We start from the raw sequence: 17,529 nt of genomic DNA, 5'->3' as shown, positions 1-17,529 counted from the left end.
CGAACTCTAGAATTCGAAAGGCAGGGTCATTATGGGAACCAGAAAAGATCAGCTACATTTAGGTGCATTTATTTATTATTCAGGACATCATCATTATGGCTGGCGTCATCCGGAATCGGGAGCGGATAAGATCTTCAATTATAAATTTTATCGCGAATTGGCAAAAACCGCCGAGCGTGGGAAGTTCGATATGATGTTTTTGGCGGATTTGTTGTATGTGATGGGTGCGGATCAAGCAGCTTCGGGTATGCTGGACCCATTGACGCTGTTGTCAGCCCTTTCGACAGAAACAGAAAAACTCGGATTAACGGCTACCGTATCGACCACGTATAACGAACCTTATAATGTGGCTCGCAAATTTGCTTCTTTAGATCATATTAGTGAAGGCCGAGCGGGTTGGAATATTGTTACCTCCCAGCTTGATGTGGAAGCTTATAACTATGGGAAGCCGGAGCATCCAGAGCACGGACTTCGGTATAAAATGGCACGTGAATTTGTTGAGGTGGCAACGCTTCTCTGGGACAGCTGGGAGGATGACTCTTTAATCGTCAACCGCGAAGAGGGACAATTTGCTGACGCGAAGAAGATCAAAGAAGTGGAATACAAAGGGGAGTGGTATTCTACAAAAGGAACCCTCAATGTTCCTCGCTCACCTCAAGGGTATCCTGTACTTATTCAAGCCGGATCTTCTGGTCCAGGACAAGATTTTGCAGCTAGTTTTGGAGAGGTGATCTTTACGGCACAGCAGTCGCTTGAAGCGGCTAAGGCCTTCTATGAAAGCGTCAATTCCAAATTAGCAGATTATGGCCGTGAACGTGGTAGCTTAAAAATTATGCCGGGCTTATCTCCGATCATTGGAGCGACCGAAGAGGAAGCCCAAAGTAAATATAAAGAACTGCAGGAGTTGATTCCTCCTGCCGCTGTTGTTGGTATGTTGTCTGGCATGTTGAGGTTTGACCTGTCCGAATACCCAGTAGATGGACAGCTGCCTGAGATTCCTGATCCAGTAGAAGCATCAAATGGAATGAAAAGCCGGGTTCAGCTGATTATGGATATGGCTCGTAAGGACAAATTATCGATATTAGAATTAGGCCGCCGTTTGCTTGGTGCACGAGGACATATGCAGTTTGTTGGAACCTATGAACAATTGGCAGATTTAATGCAATTGTGGTTCGAAGAGTACGGCTGCGATGGATTTAATATTATGCCACCAGTACTGCCGGGCAACTTGGATGAATTCGTGGATCATGTTGTGCCCATCTTGCAAGCACGCGGCTTGTTCCGCACTGAGTATACGGGGAGTACCCTTCGTGAACATCTAGGATTGGAGCGTCCGGATATCCATCATTTCCAGAATCGTAGAGTGGCTGAAGTAGGGGCTGGTAAATAAGGTTGGATTCACTCCTTTATCGGTTTTTGAAGAACCAATAGAGGAGTGTTTTTGTTATAATAGAATAATCTGAATTGTAAAAAATCATTCTATAAATGCCACATTTTAAATGTTTACCGCCCTACAATAAGGTTTATATATGGTAAATATTGTGATAGACTTAAATAGTATTAGAGCACAACTACAGTGTTTGCAGCTGCATTGGTATACTGGTCTAAACCATACCAAAGACGGATATGCTTAAACCAAGCAATAAAATGCTTGGGAGGTGTCATTCTAAAATGTGTGAGAAGGAGGAGGAAAATGGTATGAGTCTTGTACAAAAGAAAAAAAATATCCCTAACTCATTGTCTGAACATCCTAACTTCAAATCGAAAGTACCGCGTTTGAATGTAGTTGATGGAAAGGCTAAAATTGACTCTGATAACCGTCTCCAACAAAAATGGTTTGAGGAATTTAAGAAGTAATAGATGAATCTAAAAGCCGGGCAAGTTTTTTGGTATGAAGTAGATTATCCAAAAACAGGAGAAACCGAAATAAGACCAGTCGCAATAGTGGAAATTATTGATGGATTACCAATTTTTGTTGTTTTCGTTGCATTGACCCACTCTAAAATAAAAAATTTTGAAGGAAAGTATGATAAGTGGAAAATTCCATTATTTAAAGGAAGAGACTGCGGATTAGGGGAAAGTTCATTTGCAAAAGTGAATTGCGTAGCCCAAGCGGAGGCCTCCTCCTTTAATTCATCTGATTACATCGGTCAACTAAACCCAATCGATTTAAAGAACGTTAAGAAAAAATTAATGGAATTCCTCGATTCAGGGGATGGATTTTGGTAAATTATACATAATTTTTTGAAGAACACTTCTTCAACGAAGTGTTTTTTTGTACCATAAAGCTGGAGGATACTGTTCACTAGATAAGGACGTCATGAAGAAATGAGGTTCGATATGATAAATGTTTATCTTGATGACTTACGAGACTGTCCAGAAGGGTTTACCTTGGCAAGAACATTTGAAGACGCTGTTAAACTTTTCGAAAATAATGAAGTGAACATCCTTACGCTTGATCATGATTTAGGTGAAGACGCCGAGGGAATTGAACTAAAGAACGGGTATGATTTTGTGAAATACTTTTGTGAGCATGGTTTAAGGGCGAATAAGATTTATCATCATACGGATAATCCTGTAGGCAGAAGGAATATGTACGAGACCTTATTGGCAGCTCAACGCAGAGGTTTTATAAAGAAGGATATAGAAATTTACTATTATCCCATAACAGTCAATAAGTATAGTGGAGATTGATGGGACTAAGAGATGTGTTAATCTTTACATAACTTTATACCAAAAAGCGAGGCGTAAGGAAATGAATGCAGCAGAGTTTCAACAGTATGTTAAGGAGTTCAGTGAAATCAAAGGGTTTGATACCAGCACCATTGAGCAGAGAATGCTGTACTTAATGACTGAGGTTGGGGAGTTGTCCAAAGAGGTTTTGTCGGTATCTTTTCATCCAGATGCGGAGCGGAAAGAAAACTTGGGATACGAGATGTACGATGTGGTGTGGAATATTTTTGATCTGGCCAATAAACTTGGTATTGATCTGGAGCAGGCGTTTAAACGTAAGCTGGAGATTAATGAACAGAGGACTTGGGAGTAGGGTGTATCTATTGAATACTTTTAAAAAAATCCAAGGACCTCCCTCGAGGGAAGCCTTGGATTTTTTTCACCCTATACTTTATTTAAATGAAGCATAACCTTCATCAGCCATTACAACACTACCGTTAATTGCACTAGCTTCTGGTAAGGAGAGCAAGTATACAGTGTCTGCAACTTGTTCAGGTAATGTTAGTTTGTTACCCATTACTTTGCTCTTCATTTGGTCAACCATTCCTTGATCTTTATATCCTTGGATAATTGGCGTATCTACAGCGCCTGGAGCAACGGCAAGCACGCGGATGCCATGAACCGAAAGTTCAAGTGCTGCGGATTTAGTCATCATAATGACCGCACCTTTGGAAGCGTGATATGCGAATGTACCTGGGGAAGCTAGGAATCCAAATACAGAAGCTGTATTGATGATCACACCTTTGATGCCGAGCTCACGCATTTTTTTACCAGCAGCGATAATCCCATGGGCTACACCATGCTGATTGACATTAATGACACTGTGATAATCCTTAAGGTCTTGGTCTAGTACAGGAGTGACGCGGCCGATCCCGGCATTGTTGAACATAACGTCAATTCTTCCATAAGTATCTACAGTTTTTTGAACCAGCGCTTCGACATCTTCATATTTGGAAACATCTGTTTTGACGAAAATTGCTTCGCCACCCTCTTTAATAATTTGTGCTACCGTTTCTTCACCTAATTGTTGATTGAAATCGGCAACGACAACTTGATCACCTTTACTTGCAAATTTAATGGCGGTTTGTTTCCCGATTCCACTGGCTCCACCTGTTATTACGGCTACTCTTTTGTCTGTCATTTGAGTTTCCTCCTCAAGAAATATAGTTATACTAGAAATGAAAGTTGATATAGTAAAAATGGTTACTTACTAACTTATTTACATTGTAACACTTGTCTAAATTAATTAAAATTTAAGTAAATTTAATAGTTATTAAGTAAAGATTAACTTAAGGGGTGATTCAAATGAATTTAGAGCAATGCGAGAATATTGTAGAAGTCGCAAAGATTGGTTCTTTAACCAAAGCAGCTCAGAATCGTCATATCACTCTATCCGCAATGAGTCAGTCCATTACCATGCTGGAGGCTGAGCTGGGAGTTACTTTGTTCATCCGTTCGCGCGGGCAAAAGGCGGTTCCCACAGCAGAAGGAAATACCATTATTAGCAAAGCAAATGAAGTCCTGATGAAAGTAAATGAATTAAAAGAAGAGGCACAGATTTACAGCGATACGTTAAGTGGTCATTTGAAAATTGCTACGATACCTGGACCCATGCATCTGATGGTGAAGGTAATCTCTAGTTTTAAGGCAGATTTTCCAAATGTGAAAATAGAGATTTTTGAAAAAGGACCCAAAGAAATTCTGGATAATGTACTTCAGGATGAAATGGACATTGGACTTATGGTCTCACCGGAGGGAATGCCTGACACATATAAGGGGGTTAAGTTTGAACGGTTAATGGAAGGAAAAATTGTAGTTGGTGTACATCCACAGTCACCGCTAGCCCTGAATTCAATCCTTACACCGGATCAGTTAGTGGGGCAGACGTTAGTTTTATACGATGATCCTTACATTAAGGACTATGTAGAGCGATATTTATCTGGCTATGGGCCGATCAATTTGCTTTTTGTAAGTAACAACACACGGGCGATTGAGAATGCAGTTGCAGAAGGACTGGCCATCACAATTGGTCTGGATTATTCGTTTCTAAAAATATCAGAGATGACTTCTGCCTTCATGAAAACCATCGAGTTACGATCACCAGATACCCGTGCGAAATATTCAGGAGCTATTGTCTCTGCTTCCAAACAGACCTCCCAGACCGCCCGAAGATTTATCAACAGGCTAAAGCATGAATTTGATGAAATGATTAGACGAAGTTAACAGTATGCCTTGGTAAATTTTATCTAACCTTTACGCTTCCTAGTTAATATTAACCCTATGATGTTGTCCAAGCTCAGATCGATATTAGGACAGCCAAGTGGGGAGGATGTCAACACAGTGAGAAGGTATCTAAGGCAAATTAATGTTGTTGTTATCTTTGTTTTGTTGATTTCGTTGTTACAACCGGGGGCAATTGTTCGCGCTTCCATCTCTGAATTACCAGCAACAGACTACGGAACCGTTATTGATGTTCGCCAAACGGAGCTTGCACCTGGGGCGATGTATACCTGGATAGATCTCCAGAATGATCGTGGTTTACAAAAGATACATGCAGTGGAGTTCTACCCGCAACAAGGAAATTTGGAGCTGCGGGCAGGTACGAAGGATGGAAAGGTATACGGTATGAAAGGCGTTACAGAAATGGCCACGTATGCGGATTCACCTGGAAACCGAGTGATCGCAGGGATTAACGGTGATTTTTATGAAATCTCCGGTTTTGCTACGGGTGTTCCTAATGGGTTATTTATGGATGAGGGTGTAATCCTGAACAGTTCGATTTCAGCTTTTACTTTCGGTTTAAAAGAAGATGGCAGCTCGATTTATGGGGTGCCGAAGCTGACCAAAAACGTAACGATTAATGGAAAAACAACCAATCTGACCAGCATCAACCGATACCGAAATACAAATGAGCTGGTTCTTTATACGGAAGATTATAATACAACTACAAAGTCAACCAATGAGGGTGACGAGGTTGTTCTAGATATTGTCGAGGGTGAAGTGAAAAGCGGCCAGACCTTGAAGCTGAAGGTATCTGAAATCCGCAACAATCAAGGCAATACGCCGCTTTCCCAAGGAAAAGTGGTTTTATCTGCCCAGGGTACGTCCCGTGCTGTTCTGCAAGGGTTATCGGTTGGCGATAACGTTACTGCCAGCTTTGCGCTCAGCGGAGAATGGAATGATGTGAAGGTAGCTATTGGCGGCGAAGGGCCGCTGGTAAAAGACGGAGTAGTTCAACAAGGTGTAGGGCCTTTAGGAATTCATCCGCGGACAGCCATTGGGACAAAAGCGGATGGAAGTCTCGTTTTATTCGAAGTGGATGGAAGATCGCCAGGTTTTAGTGAGGGCGTAGATACCGATGAGCTTGGCAACATTCTGAAGGATATGGGCGTAGTGAACGCCATGAATCTGGATGGTGGCGGTTCTTCTACTTTTGTGGCCAGAATGCCGGGTACATCTGGTGTCCGAATGATGAATCAGGGCTCAGATGGTTACGAGCGTAAAACCGGTAACGGTTTATTGCTTGTCAATACAGCCCCTGAGCAACCTTCGGCTTCTAAGCTGGTTGTGCAGCCGAATACGGAACGTATTTTGCAAGGCTCCAGCTTTATATTCAAAGCGGCAGGAGTGGACGAGAACGGCCATCCGGCGCCTTATTCGGGTACGCTGAATTGGCAGGTGGACGCTAACCTTGGTACTGTCGATGCGAACGGAGTCTTCACCGGAGGAATCACTGCCGGCACAGGAACTGTAATTGTAGAGGCTGGGGCAGTCAAAGGCAGTGCTGAAATTGAGGTTGTAGATAAGCTTACAGAGCTTAGGTTTCCTGATGAGATCAAAACTTATTCTTCAGGTGCTGCTGCACAATTAACTGTGAAGGCGCTACGTAATGGACAAGTGATTCAAGCTGACAACCCTAGCTTCGAATGGCGGGTTGAGGGCGAGATCGGAACCGTGGACGAGAAGGGTCTGTTTCAGGCGACGAGTGAGAACGGGAAAAACGGAAAGATTTATGCTAAATACAGGGACGTTGAGACCTCTTTTGAAGTAAATGTGGGGTTACCGCCTGTAATGCTGGAGGATTTTGAGAATGGCATTGATAAATATATAGCCTCTAGTGCAGCAGCTAACAGCGTGGCGATTCAGGAAGTGTCGGATCTGGATTTTGTCCGCAACGGGGACAAAGCCTTGAAGCTGGAATATGATTTTGTTAATAAAACAGGCACATCCGGTGCTTATTTAGCCGCAAGCTCAACCGCCAATCGGATTCAGATTCCGGGGTATCCTGAAAAGATCAGTATGTGGATCTACGGAGATGGCAAAAAGCACTGGCTGCGGGGACAGATTCGGGATGGCAATAATGCGGCAGTGCCTGTGGATTTTACTGATCAGGTAAATGGTGTGAACTGGACGGGGTGGAAATACGTCGAAGTATCCGTTCCTAAGGGGAAAACCACCCCGTTAACGATGGATATGCCTGTCCGCTATATGGAGACAAGCAATCTTAATAAGAGTGCGGGAGCTATTTACGTTGATGATATTCGTGCCATTTATGGCCCGCTAGAGGAGGACAGAATACCTCCTATTCTTAAAGATGCATATCCTGGCGTGAACGAAATTGTCAAAACAGCTACACCGACCCTTTCCGTCAATGGTGAGGATGATGGTTATGATCCAGTGGTGCATCCGGGAACGACCTTAATCGATCCTGACAAAACACGAGTATATGTGGACGATCAATTAGTGGAGCATGGCTTTTATCCTCCAAAAGGTCAGATCACTTATAAACCAAAGGTTCCACTGACAGAAGGCCGTCATAAAGTAAAAGTTGCCATTCGCGATTTGAGCGGTAACCAGACGATAAAAGAATGGTATTTTACAGTAAATTTGGGCTCTCCGTTCTATGTGTACAAAACACCAGAAGTAGTATATGCCGGCAACACCTACACTTTGGACGTAACGGCAGAGAAAGCGAGCAAGCTGAAGGAAGGACATCTTACGTTTGCTTTTAATCCGGCTGCAGTTAAAGATTTGCAGGTAATTCGGGGGAATAAGGTATCAGAAACGCAAGTGGAGTCCATCATTGATCCGGCATTGGGCACTGTGCGTCTTAACTTAACGAATATCAATTCCTCCAATCTGGGAGATACGGATCTCATCGGGCAAATTCAATATACAGTTCGAAATGATTTTGTGGGTCTCTACACTCAGGAGCAGTTGGCTGGAGATATTAGCAAAGCTTTTGTAATTGAAAATACATCCGGATCGGTAACTTCTACAGAGGGTACTGGGGTTCCTATTTCTTTTATTGGAGCAGCTGTTGAATCTGTTGTGAAGACACAGTTGATGCTCACTTGGAACCATTATGATCTTGCGAAGGGCTTTGATGCATCTTTTGCGGTAAAAGATCTGAATGGAAGTGTCGTTGAAGGAGCAAAGCTGCTGTTCGATGGAGTGGAGGTACAAGGTGTTGCTTCAGGGGCAAGTGGAACACTAACTACTGACTTTGTCACTTCAGCAGAAGGAACTTTTAAATTGCAGGCGGTAAAAGGAAATACCTATAGTCCTGTAATGACATTCAAGGTTGCTCCATATGACGCTACTGCAGCTCCGCGTAATGTTAATGTTACGATGGGCCAAGATGCAGCAACTTCTCGCCAGTTCACTTGGCAGACAGAACCGTTGACCATGGATACTGTAGTAGAACTTGTGAAAAAAGCGGAGTTTACAAGCTTTCAAGCTGCGAATGTAATAAAAATTACCGGCAGCAGTTCAATTTACAACACCAACAATGACGGAACGATGCGAGTTCATAAAGCGGAGGCCACTGCGCTTACCCCCGGAACGGAATATGTATATCGTGTGGGTGATGGCGAGTCAAATGTAAGTGAGCAAGGAGCTTTTGTTACAAGTGGTGGTGAGGACACTTCTACAAAATTCCTGTTTATCGGAGATTCCCAAGCAGATTCTAAGGCTGGTTTTGGTCTTTGGGGAGATACGATTGAAGCGGCTTACGCGTATATGCCGGATGCGGAAATGCTGGTTCATGCTGGAGATATGGTGGATAAGGGCTTTGAACAAGAGCAGTGGAACTGGTGGTTTGATGCAGCTCAAAAGCAGCTGATGAATACCACACTTGTTCCGATTATCGGGAACCATGAAGTGATGGGAACCAATGGAGATGGGGATTATCTAGCGCAATTCAATAACCCGCAAAACGGTGCGGCGAGCGTAAAAGGTACGAATTATTCTTTTGATATTAAGGATACGCACTTTGTGGTTATGAATACAGAGCATTCAGGTAGTCCGTTTACTGAACAGGCCGAGTGGTTGGATCAGGATCTTTCCGCTACAGATAAAAAGTGGAAGGTGATTTTTTTCCATCAAGGACCGTACGGCAGCATCTATTCGAATGAGCAGGTACAAGCGAAGTGGGTTCCGGTCTTTGATAAGCACAACGTAGATTTGGTCATGAACGGTCATGATCATATCTATTTGCGAACTTTTCCGATGAAGGAGGGTAAACAGGTTGCAGAAGGCGAAGGCACTCGGTATGTTATCGGCGGTTCCTCGGGTCCTAAGTTCTATGCGCTGACACCACGTTTTTGGCAGGAAAAAATATATGACGAAGATGAGCAAATCTATACGGCTGTTGAGATTGAGAAGAACGAGATTACGGTTACCGCAAGAACAGTAGACGGGGTTGAGATTGACCGTTTAGTAATCGGCAAATTGGTTCCGGAATCCATTGCGCTGGATCAAACTGCTGTAGAGCTTGAGCCTGGGGCTAGCCTGCAATTGCAAGCTAAGGTGGGGCCGGATGAGGCTAATCATCTGACAAAGCTTTGGACCATCGTTCCTGATACGGCAGAATCAGTTGTTACTGTAAATGAATATGGCTTGGTTACAGCATTGAAGCCAGGGACAGCTAAGATAAGAGTCACAGTGGCAGGTTACCCGAATATTTTTGCCGAAAGTACGATAACTGTAGATGCGCTGCAAGCAATTAAGCTTCAGGGAAAGAGACAGCTTAAACCGGAAGAAGCCGACCAATCTGTAACAGAAGCTGTCTACGCATCTGGGAAACGTACCGCAATATCAGATGGACTTCATTATTCCAGCTTGAATGAACATATTGCTACGATCAATGATCAGGGTTTAGTTCAGGCTCATCAGGAAGGCTCCACTGTGATTTCAGTAACCTATAGGGAGTTCGCCTCGGAGTATAACCTTGTCGTAACAAATGATGAGACACCTATTCTTACAGAAATAACGATGAATGGGCCGGATTCGCTGGAACAAGGAAGTAAAGGCTCCGTTGTTGTTCAGGCGGTATACAGTGACGGCAGCAAGCAAGAATTGTTCGAGGGAGTAATCTTTGATACATCTGATCATTCCATTGCAATGATTAGTGAGGCTGGAGAACTTCATGCTTTGAGTGCTGGTACAACAAAAGTCAGCGCTGTTTATAACGGTTTGAGCACTGAATATATTCTGATAGTGACTGAGGGCTCGCCGGGTACGACACCAAGCCCAGAGCCAACACCAACGCCGACACCGACACCAACACCAAGTCCAGAGCCAACATCAACGCCGGGTGCTTGGGTGCCGGGACCTGCGGTGACACTAACGCCAACCGCTACACCAACTCCGTCGGCATCAGCACAAACGGGCGTAGTCACCATAACGGCTTCTCAACTGTCAGAGAGCAAGAATGCTCAAGGTGAAGTTGTGGTTTCTGTTAATGGGGCGATTACGGAATTACTTCTGCCAGGCAATGCAGCAGAGCTGCTTGGACACGCACCGCTTAGAGTGGTTATGCAGGATTTATCCGTTACGATTCCTGCTACAGTTCTGGCAGAACTAAGTAAGCTAATCTCAGCTGAGGCTCTTGCCAAGAGTACGATTTCGCTACGGCTGAAACCTGTAGCTGATAATACAGCAGTGGACCTGTTGACTCGTGCAAGTGCACTTGCGGGTGCACAATTGCGGGCGAAAAGTGATCTGCGGGAATGGTCGCTTAGCATATTCACACAAAATGATCAGTCCTTCTCGTTAAGACAGTTTGCAGAGCCGATTATGATTTCATATAAGGTCGGTGCAGATGTAGATCGAAGCTTATTAGGTATTTATTTTATCGAAGACGTGGGTAAATTAGAGTATATGAGCAGTACATGGACGAATGGTTATCTATCTGCTGCCATCAGTCATTTTAGTAAATACATTGTTTTAGAAGTTGATAAAACATTCAAAGATTTGAAGTCCGATCACTGGGCTTACCTTGCTGTGAAGCAGCTTGCGGCAAAACAACTTGTACAAGGTGTTGCTGCGGACCAATTTGATCCGAACCGTGCGGTTACACGGGCGGAGTTCACAGCGATGTTAGTTCGTGCGCTTGGCTTGAAAGGTCAAGCGGAACCTGCTTTCGCTGATGTACCTGCAGATAAATGGTATGCAGAAGCAGTAGGGTTAGCCAAACAAGCTGGAGTGATTAACGGCCAGACTGCTTCACAGTTTGAACCGGAGGCGAAGATCTCCCGCCAGGAGATGGCTGCAATGCTGGCTCGTGCATATGCTTACGCGAAGAGTAATGTATCTGTAGCTAGCCGTAACATTTCGGCATTCAACGATATTGGTTATGCTCCACAGTGGGCTCAAGAGGCAATCAGCGAAGTGTACAGACTTGGTTTGATGCAAGGACGGGCTGAAGGACAATTTGCACCGAACCAAAACGGAACACGTGCTGAAAGTGCACAGATGATCCTCAACCTGCTGAGTGTTATGGAGTAATGATTGTGGCCAGTCTCAGGTTGATGGGGACTGTCTGTTTTTTTGATAATTGGATTAGTTGGATATGTGCAGGGTACGCACGCATGTACACAGAGGGGGAAAGCGAATTAAAAGTAAAACAGGTGGTGAGACACAAAGGATTGGAGAAGGGAAAATGGAGAACGGAAAGTTAAGGCACGCTCGCTGAGGCAGGCTAAAGTACGCTTGCTGAGGTACGCTAAAGCTAAAGTACGCTCGCTGAGGTACGGCTAAACCTAAGACACGCTCGCTGAGGAACGCTAAAGCTAAAGTACGCCAACAGCGATGCACACTTGGTAAGTTCGGCTCGGACGAGCTACTTTTATCAAGAAAGTTTGTTTTAACAGATAGCCTCGATGGTTTGGGATCGTAACGGACTGTATTGCCGCTATTTTAACTTTTTGGTCCATTTTTCCAAATTTTCGGACTCCATAGCTCTTATTGTCATACTTTTGCCCGGAATCGTAATATATTTTAATGAATAGCTGCATCTGAGTCCGATAGATGAGCAGAATGGCTGAAATCAGCTTAATAAGGTCTCCTCGGTCCGATGAGGTAGAATTGAGTGAGCTAGGTGAGTTAGTTGAGTCAGGTGAGCCAAGTGGAGCTAGGTGAGTCAGGTGAGCTAGTTGAGCTAGTTGAGCTAGGTAAGCAAGGTGAGCTAGTTGAGCTAGTTGAGTTAGGTGAGTCAGGTGAGTCAGGTGAGTCAGGTGAGCTAGTTGAGCCAAGTGAGCCAGGTGAGTAAAGTGAGTAAAGTGAGCAGAAAGTGGAAGGTAAGACCAAGAAGATGGATGGGGCTTAAGCAGAAAGTAAAACTGAGGCGAGTAACGAGCATATTCCAAATCCTTACAGACGGGCGCCGAGTCTTTTTCCGGTATTTTGTAAAGATAGGGTTATATTGGGCGTGGAATACTGGGAATTACTCTTCAGAGGCAAGTAAAAACAAGGAATAATTGTTATTAGCCAACACAAATTGTTATGTTGTGTTATGATAGTAGGGAGGTGACTCCCATGAATGATTTTGAGAACTATCCCGATGAGCTGGGTAATTTCATTCGGCACATCAGAAAGACGAGAGGGTTAACCTTAAGAGGACTGGAAGAAAAGAGCGGTATAAGTTACTCACAGCTTAGCAAAATCGAACGTGGAGAGAGCATTCCGCTTAAAGACAATCTGGACAAGATCATTGAAGCGCTTGGAACGGATCTGAAGAATCGGATGTACCATTTGGCAGATTATATGCCAGATATTGAATATATCAAGACCTTGAAGCAAGGATATGAGCTGCCACAGCTCAAACAGTCTCAAGATTACATCTACGAGACAGCCTTTAACAAGCTTAAGGAATTCAGAGCGAAGGAAGGGAAAGAAACATCGTACGTTTCCTTTGATTCGAATGAAGTTATAGTTTACGAAACGGAATATGGGGCAGGAATGGTAATAGAGAAGATTGAGAAATACAATCTGACCGATGTCCTGAACGATAAGTTTGAGGGTAACCTCGACTCCTTAAGAAAGAGCCCCCGTAAAGGGCGTCAAGCCTTTCTATTTGGCGAGTGGCTACGGGAGTGCGTTTATGAACTGAAGGAAGAGGAACAGGATCAGGTCATACAAGCACTTAAAGAATTTACTCAGTTTAAAGTACAACAAATAAAGGGTGCTTATAAATAATGTATGCCTTTTGCTAATGATCTCAAAAATGAATGAATGTTGCCCTTTCTTGCAGCCATCTATTCATCTTGATCCATAAACTAACAACTAAAAATGGTTTGACAGAAAAGGGGATATTAATAATGAAAATTAACATGAAGTTTACCAGCAAGGGCAAAGTCGCTATAGAGAATTTTAATAACGAGGAATTGCTGGAGATCTTCGCACGTTACATCAAGACATTATCCAAAAAGTATGACATCGAAGTTGATGTTCCTCTTGAAGCGAATCAAAACATTGTTGGTGATGGTGCGGTAATCGCAACTGCAAAAAATGTGAAATGTGATGTTGAAACTTTCTTTAAAGAATTGGGCAGAGATATTAAAGTTCCCTTGAAGAAAAGACTCGGCGGCAAATTGGAAAATGTTTTCAAAACAGAAATTACAGAATAGAGCATTATTTTTATCTGAGATTAACCATCATATGTGCATATAAAAAAGGTAGGGCCGCGGAGGCTCTACCTTTTTTATGTTAATGTAGTTGACTTAAGGCGACCTAAGGAGCTTATTGTTGGTTGAAGCTGAAGAAAAATGTGTACCATGCGTCAGTGTGAATTTAATGGGGAAGGGGATGTTATATATTTTCAGAATCTATGAGATTTCTACTTCTCATGATCTCTTTAATAATTTCAATGAAATCCGGTAACGCATGGGCATCAATCGCTAGCTCATAGATTCTTAGTAAATCCTCGTCAGATATAGATTCCAGAGATGAGGGCCGTGGAGAGGGATGAAAATAGTAATTCATTATGATCCTCCATCATTAATTGTTTTTATTATAGGTTTATCTATATGGTATCATTTGGAATAGGATCCGTCTCCTGTCATTCATCCTACGAATTTATCTTTACATTTGAGGATTATTATGGCATAATGTGCGATTTTGAGGAAATTGCTAAAAAGTTTCAAATTTTAATAAAATAATCCCGGCATGCGTGAACATGCCGGGATTATTAAAAAACTGAATTTTATTCTGACGGTTTTTTCTTTTGTGAAGCAAGATACTTCTTAAGGCGAGGTTCATTGGATTCCGAAACAGTAGTGAACTGCGTACCTTGATTAAAGCATACAATCTTCCGCCCGGGATCATAGCCTTCTATGTTGTTGATATTGACGACATTGCTGCGGTCAAGGCGTTCGAATCCCTTACCCTCATACGCTACGGAAAGATCGGAAAGCGTGGTGGGGAGAATAAATTCGCCTTCTTTCGTATGGACGAATATTGTATTCTTATAATTCGAGAAATACAATATATCTTCCTCTAGAATATCACTAGAGGAACCGTCTTTCTGTAAGACACGCATCGTTTCCCCATCCTTGTTTAATTACTTGCGCAGTTCTTTTGGAATCTCAGGGCTGTGAGCAAATGGTTTCAGAATTGTTGCAAAAACAGTAGCAGAAGTACCTAAAATGTTAGAAGCATAACGAGCTAAGTTTTTTTTCATCTGATTGTCCTCCTTTGTAATGGGATTATGACTGTAAAGGATTGAACTAAAAATGCCAATCCAATGACAGGCGAATGGAGCCGAAAATTTAAAAAAACCAGAATTATGGAAAGTAGCTTTAAACCCAAATACCATTCTTTGGGGATTTGGGCATTAGCATCAGGATTCGGAGCACATAAGATCATTACAAGTAAAGAAAAAAGATTAATCCAAATCAAATGGTTATGTATTAGATAAGTTATATGAGGGATCAGTGAACAGATAAAGATAGATACAATATTGCAGGCTCTTGCGGATTTTAAATGCACACCACCAGATGACATTCTTAGGAGCATGAAGCTGAATAAGGCTAAGAATGTTTCCTTTAGCTGTCCAGTGAGCCCGCCAATGCATAAAGAAGTCATAATAATGAATAAAGTATTCAGAATAATGCTAAGGGCATAATGCATGATTTCAATTGAATGCGATTGCTCTGGATTACTTTTCTTAATGACCTCAACAATTTTAAGTGCTAAATGACTCATAGTTATTTCTGTCCTTTTTGTATGAGAAATATAGATATCCCCATAGTATTACCCCATAGAAAATTGGGATCAAGAAAAAGAAATTAGATTCAATAAAGTAGGTGAATAAAGTAACGACAATTACTGTAGGAAGATTAAGAGCGAATAATATTTTTTCACTAGTTGTTGGTTTGACTTTTACATCGGGTTTATCAGGTACAAAGTCAAATCCAATACGTTTATAGCCCACATACATACCAATGAGAATCGCGGCTAATGCTGATAAAATCTGCATTGTCATTATGTTATTTGTAATCGGGTCCGAAGTATTTAGAGGCATGGACATTACAGAGTTTAATAGATACACAATACTGGCTTGAATCACCGAGTAAGCTTGATAGGCCATCCCGGTTAATATTGAAGCGTAGAAGGGATGAATCCGGAATAACATCCACATAAAACAAAACATTAGTGCAAATTGTGAGAAAATATCTAATGGAAAAATCCCATAGTTGATCCTAATTGTATAAGAACAAAAGCCCATAATAAAACTAGCAAACACCATCTCTTTATGATATAGATCAATTTTGAAGATTTTGAAAGCCAGAAAAAACATTGCATAAGTCTCTAGTATTGAAAATATCATAAAAAGAATAAAATCTAGCATGCCGACACTCCCGATGACTTCTAGTTTAACTAACCCTATTATTGCAAGTATCGTATAAAATGAGCTAAAATACAACAACTACAGTATAATTTTCCTCCTATTTTTTCAAAAAAATTCAAAATGAGAGGGGTTTAGACATGGATCGACGTCCAGAAAGCAGTGAGTATCTCAAAGAATTATCAAAATATGTCGATTTAGTGCCAGCTGAAGGAGACATGATTACTATTTTTAGAGAGCAGACGGATGAGATTTGCACTTTTATTTCGAATCTTACGGAAGAACAAGGGGACTATCGTTACGCTCCGGAGAAATGGAGTATCAAGGAAATGGTCGGACATCTGGCTGATACCGGAAGAATCATGTCCTACCGTTTATTGTGCATCGCCAGAGGGGATACGACTCCACTGCCGGGTTTTGAAGAGAAAGACTATGTACTTACCGCCAATTTCGAAGCGCACACTTTAAAAGCATTGCTGGCCCACTACAAGCTTGTTCGAGAATCGACATTACTCCTAATGGAAACTCTGCCGGAGGAAGCATGGATCCGGAAGGGAATAGTTAACGAGGCTACTCTTTCTGCGAGAGCTCAGGCCTGCATTATGATTGGACATGACCATCATCATTTGAATATTCTTAAAGAAAGATATTTAGGGTAATATCTTCTTAATCAAAAAAGCATTCCAATAGCCTTTATGGCTTTGGGATGCTTTTTATACACGGCTATAGCGGTGGATTCTTGTGACATTTGCGGCATACCGGATAGTAAGCTTCATTGCCACCAATCTGGATTTGCTTGCCGCTATATACGGGCTTGCCGTTTTCTACTCGTAGAGCCATAGTAGCTTTGCGCTCGCAGAACCAGCAGATCGTCTTCATTTCCTCAATTTTATCAGCGTAGATCAGCATATATTTGCTGCCTTCAAATAACTGATTCTGAAAATCATTTTTAAGTCCGAAGGCCATTACCGGAATGCCCAGCTCATCAACGATACGCACTAGCTGGAGAATACATTCCTTGCTTAGAAATTGACATTCATCAATAAGTACACAGTGTGGTTTAGGTTGGTTACTGCTGACGATATTATAAATATCTGTGTTCTCATCGATGGGGATTGCTTGTTTCCGAAGCCCAATACGAGAAGAAATAAAACCAACCTCGTCCCGGTCGTCTATGGATGGAGTGAAAATGAGCACCGATTTCCCCTGCTCTTCATAATTATGTGCAACCTTGAGTATCTCAATAGATTTACCACTGTTCATTGCTCCGTATTTGAAAAACAATTGTGCCACTTCCATCTATCCTTTCGTAAAAAACATTGATTATATCTTAAAAATGCGACCATATTAGAGTATCATATTCGGATCAGATGTATCCAGTGAAAACATTGCGATTGATTGGATGTGGTATGATAAGAGGTAATAAGAGATGGGAAAGGAAGTAATAAGTGTGACTGAAAGATTAGACGAATATAAGGAACGGTTAGCTCTTTTGCAGCAGAATGGAGATTTATCCAGTGACACTGAAAGCTTGCTGGAAGAAATGATGGCGGATTTGGTGGAATTGAATCGGAGTAATAAAGCACTGCGTCGAGCAATACTGAAAACTGGACAGGCTTCCACGATGTCAACTCGGTTAAGGGATGCACTGTACGAATAGAAAAAGA

17 protein-coding genes are annotated in these 17,529 nt (G+C 42.3%); 12 read left to right on the top strand and 5 right to left on the bottom strand.

The features are described 5' to 3' along the window. The first annotated feature begins 31 nt into the window (after positions 1-31). The 5 genes from MHI32_RS21570 (at position 32) to MHI32_RS21550 (ending at position 3,046) form a co-directional block, all read left to right on the top strand. Positions 32-1,390 carry an LLM class flavin-dependent oxidoreductase gene (locus tag MHI32_RS21570; protein WP_076302722.1) on the top strand — a complete coding sequence of 453 codons (1,359 nt, stop codon included), beginning with the start codon at positions 32-34 and terminating at the stop codon, positions 1,388-1,390. Between the two features lie 308 nt (positions 1,391-1,698). Further along, positions 1,699-1,857, top strand: coding sequence for a hypothetical protein (locus tag MHI32_RS21565; protein ID WP_175618933.1), 159 nt, complete (start codon positions 1,699-1,701; stop codon positions 1,855-1,857). A gap of 3 nt (positions 1,858-1,860) precedes the next feature. Continuing rightward, positions 1,861-2,229 (top strand): type II toxin-antitoxin system PemK/MazF family toxin, encoded by a 369-nt coding sequence (locus MHI32_RS21560; RefSeq protein WP_076221035.1) that lies wholly within the window; start codon positions 1,861-1,863, stop codon positions 2,227-2,229. Between the two features lie 111 nt (positions 2,230-2,340). Next, positions 2,341-2,694, top strand: coding sequence for a cyclic-phosphate processing receiver domain-containing protein (locus MHI32_RS21555; RefSeq protein WP_175618934.1), 354 nt, complete (start codon positions 2,341-2,343; stop codon positions 2,692-2,694). Positions 2,695-2,755: 61 nt separating this feature from the next. Then, entirely contained in the window at positions 2,756-3,046 is a 291-nt protein-coding gene (locus MHI32_RS21550; protein ID WP_036676004.1) for a MazG nucleotide pyrophosphohydrolase domain-containing protein, read from the top strand. Positions 3,047-3,124: 78 nt separating this feature from the next. On the opposite strand, the gene MHI32_RS21545 is transcribed toward MHI32_RS21550, so the two are convergent. Beyond that, entirely contained in the window at positions 3,125-3,874 is a 750-nt protein-coding gene (locus MHI32_RS21545; protein ID WP_076129478.1) for an SDR family oxidoreductase, read from the bottom strand. A gap of 164 nt (positions 3,875-4,038) precedes the next feature. Between MHI32_RS21545 and MHI32_RS21540 the strand changes: the two genes are divergently transcribed. The 5 genes from MHI32_RS21540 to MHI32_RS21520 all read left to right on the top strand — a co-directional run bounded on the left by MHI32_RS21540 (position 4,039) and on the right by MHI32_RS21520 (position 13,643). Then, complete coding sequence (locus tag MHI32_RS21540) at positions 4,039-4,956, top strand: LysR family transcriptional regulator (protein WP_076281398.1); 918 nt, start codon at positions 4,039-4,041, stop codon at positions 4,954-4,956. Positions 4,957-5,073: 117 nt separating this feature from the next. After that, complete coding sequence (locus tag MHI32_RS21535) at positions 5,074-11,523, top strand: phosphodiester glycosidase family protein (RefSeq protein ID WP_340010795.1); 6,450 nt, start codon at positions 5,074-5,076, stop codon at positions 11,521-11,523. Between the two features lie 601 nt (positions 11,524-12,124). After that, positions 12,125-12,286 carry a hypothetical protein gene (locus tag MHI32_RS21530; RefSeq protein WP_340010794.1) on the top strand — a complete coding sequence of 54 codons (162 nt, stop codon included), beginning with the start codon at positions 12,125-12,127 and terminating at the stop codon, positions 12,284-12,286. 266 nt (positions 12,287-12,552) lie between these two features. Beyond that, entirely contained in the window at positions 12,553-13,212 is a 660-nt protein-coding gene (locus tag MHI32_RS21525) for a helix-turn-helix transcriptional regulator (RefSeq protein ID WP_036676012.1), read from the top strand. Positions 13,213-13,334: 122 nt separating this feature from the next. Next, a complete protein-coding gene (locus MHI32_RS21520) occupies positions 13,335-13,643 on the top strand; it encodes a hypothetical protein (protein WP_036676014.1) in 309 nt (102 codons plus the stop codon). Positions 13,644-14,218: 575 nt separating this feature from the next. Here the strand turns inward: MHI32_RS21520 and MHI32_RS21515 are convergent. From MHI32_RS21515 to MHI32_RS21505, 3 genes are all read right to left on the bottom strand, one after another. After that, positions 14,219-14,554 (bottom strand): LytTR family DNA-binding domain-containing protein, encoded by a 336-nt coding sequence (locus MHI32_RS21515; RefSeq protein ID WP_036676016.1) that lies wholly within the window; start codon positions 14,552-14,554, stop codon positions 14,219-14,221. A 21-nt stretch (positions 14,555-14,575) separates the two neighbouring features. After that, positions 14,576-14,695 (bottom strand): cyclic lactone autoinducer peptide, encoded by a 120-nt coding sequence (locus MHI32_RS21510; RefSeq protein ID WP_139330034.1) that lies wholly within the window; start codon positions 14,693-14,695, stop codon positions 14,576-14,578. 504 nt (positions 14,696-15,199) lie between these two features. Further along, positions 15,200-15,865 (bottom strand): hypothetical protein, encoded by a 666-nt coding sequence (locus MHI32_RS21505; protein WP_340010791.1) that lies wholly within the window; start codon positions 15,863-15,865, stop codon positions 15,200-15,202. Between the two features lie 137 nt (positions 15,866-16,002). Between MHI32_RS21505 and MHI32_RS21500 the strand changes: the two genes are divergently transcribed. Beyond that, positions 16,003-16,521 (top strand): DinB family protein, encoded by a 519-nt coding sequence (locus MHI32_RS21500; protein WP_076184145.1) that lies wholly within the window; start codon positions 16,003-16,005, stop codon positions 16,519-16,521. A 64-nt stretch (positions 16,522-16,585) separates the two neighbouring features. Here the strand turns inward: MHI32_RS21500 and MHI32_RS21495 are convergent, their stop codons facing one another. Further along, positions 16,586-17,155 carry a thymidine kinase gene (locus MHI32_RS21495; protein ID WP_036676019.1) on the bottom strand — a complete coding sequence of 190 codons (570 nt, stop codon included), beginning with the start codon at positions 17,153-17,155 and terminating at the stop codon, positions 16,586-16,588. 136 nt (positions 17,156-17,291) lie between these two features. On the opposite strand from MHI32_RS21495, the gene MHI32_RS21490 reads away from it, so the two are divergent. Further along, positions 17,292-17,522 carry a hypothetical protein gene (locus MHI32_RS21490; RefSeq protein WP_036676022.1) on the top strand — a complete coding sequence of 77 codons (231 nt, stop codon included), beginning with the start codon at positions 17,292-17,294 and terminating at the stop codon, positions 17,520-17,522. Positions 17,523-17,529 lie beyond the last annotated feature (7 nt).

Origin of the sequence: Paenibacillus sp. FSL H7-0690 (assembly GCF_037980415.1) — a bacterium.
GTDB lineage: Bacteria > Bacillota > Bacilli > Paenibacillales > Paenibacillaceae > Paenibacillus_AQ > Paenibacillus_AQ odorifer.
The sequence above is the reverse complement of the archived record's forward strand: the minus strand, read 5'-3'. Positions and strand labels throughout refer to the sequence as shown.

Bases quoted from the DNA above. Each gene is read 5' to 3' on its own strand.
- MHI32_RS21540 (WP_076281398.1), top strand. From the start codon at position 4,039: ATGAATTTAGAGCAATGCGAGAATATTGTAGAAGTCGCAAAGATTGGT.
- MHI32_RS21560 (WP_076221035.1), top strand. From the start codon at position 1,861: ATGAATCTAAAAGCCGGGCAAGTTTTTTGGTATGAAGTAGATTATCCA.
- MHI32_RS21505 (WP_340010791.1), bottom strand. From the start codon at position 15,865: ATGCTAGATTTTATTCTTTTTATGATATTTTCAATACTAGAGACTTAT.
- MHI32_RS21510 (WP_139330034.1), bottom strand. From the start codon at position 14,695: ATGAAAAAAAACTTAGCTCGTTATGCTTCTAACATTTTAGGTACTTCT.
- MHI32_RS21520 (WP_036676014.1), top strand. From the start codon at position 13,335: ATGAAAATTAACATGAAGTTTACCAGCAAGGGCAAAGTCGCTATAGAG.
- MHI32_RS21490 (WP_036676022.1), top strand. From the start codon at position 17,292: ATGGGAAAGGAAGTAATAAGTGTGACTGAAAGATTAGACGAATATAAG.
- MHI32_RS21550 (WP_036676004.1), top strand. From the start codon at position 2,756: ATGAATGCAGCAGAGTTTCAACAGTATGTTAAGGAGTTCAGTGAAATC.
- MHI32_RS21500 (WP_076184145.1), top strand. From the start codon at position 16,003: ATGGATCGACGTCCAGAAAGCAGTGAGTATCTCAAAGAATTATCAAAA.
- MHI32_RS21565 (WP_175618933.1), top strand. From the start codon at position 1,699: ATGAGTCTTGTACAAAAGAAAAAAAATATCCCTAACTCATTGTCTGAA.
- MHI32_RS21515 (WP_036676016.1), bottom strand. From the start codon at position 14,554: ATGCGTGTCTTACAGAAAGACGGTTCCTCTAGTGATATTCTAGAGGAA.
- MHI32_RS21570 (WP_076302722.1), top strand. From the start codon at position 32: ATGGGAACCAGAAAAGATCAGCTACATTTAGGTGCATTTATTTATTAT.
- MHI32_RS21545 (WP_076129478.1), bottom strand. From the start codon at position 3,874: ATGACAGACAAAAGAGTAGCCGTAATAACAGGTGGAGCCAGTGGAATC.
- MHI32_RS21525 (WP_036676012.1), top strand. From the start codon at position 12,553: ATGAATGATTTTGAGAACTATCCCGATGAGCTGGGTAATTTCATTCGG.
- MHI32_RS21555 (WP_175618934.1), top strand. From the start codon at position 2,341: ATGATAAATGTTTATCTTGATGACTTACGAGACTGTCCAGAAGGGTTT.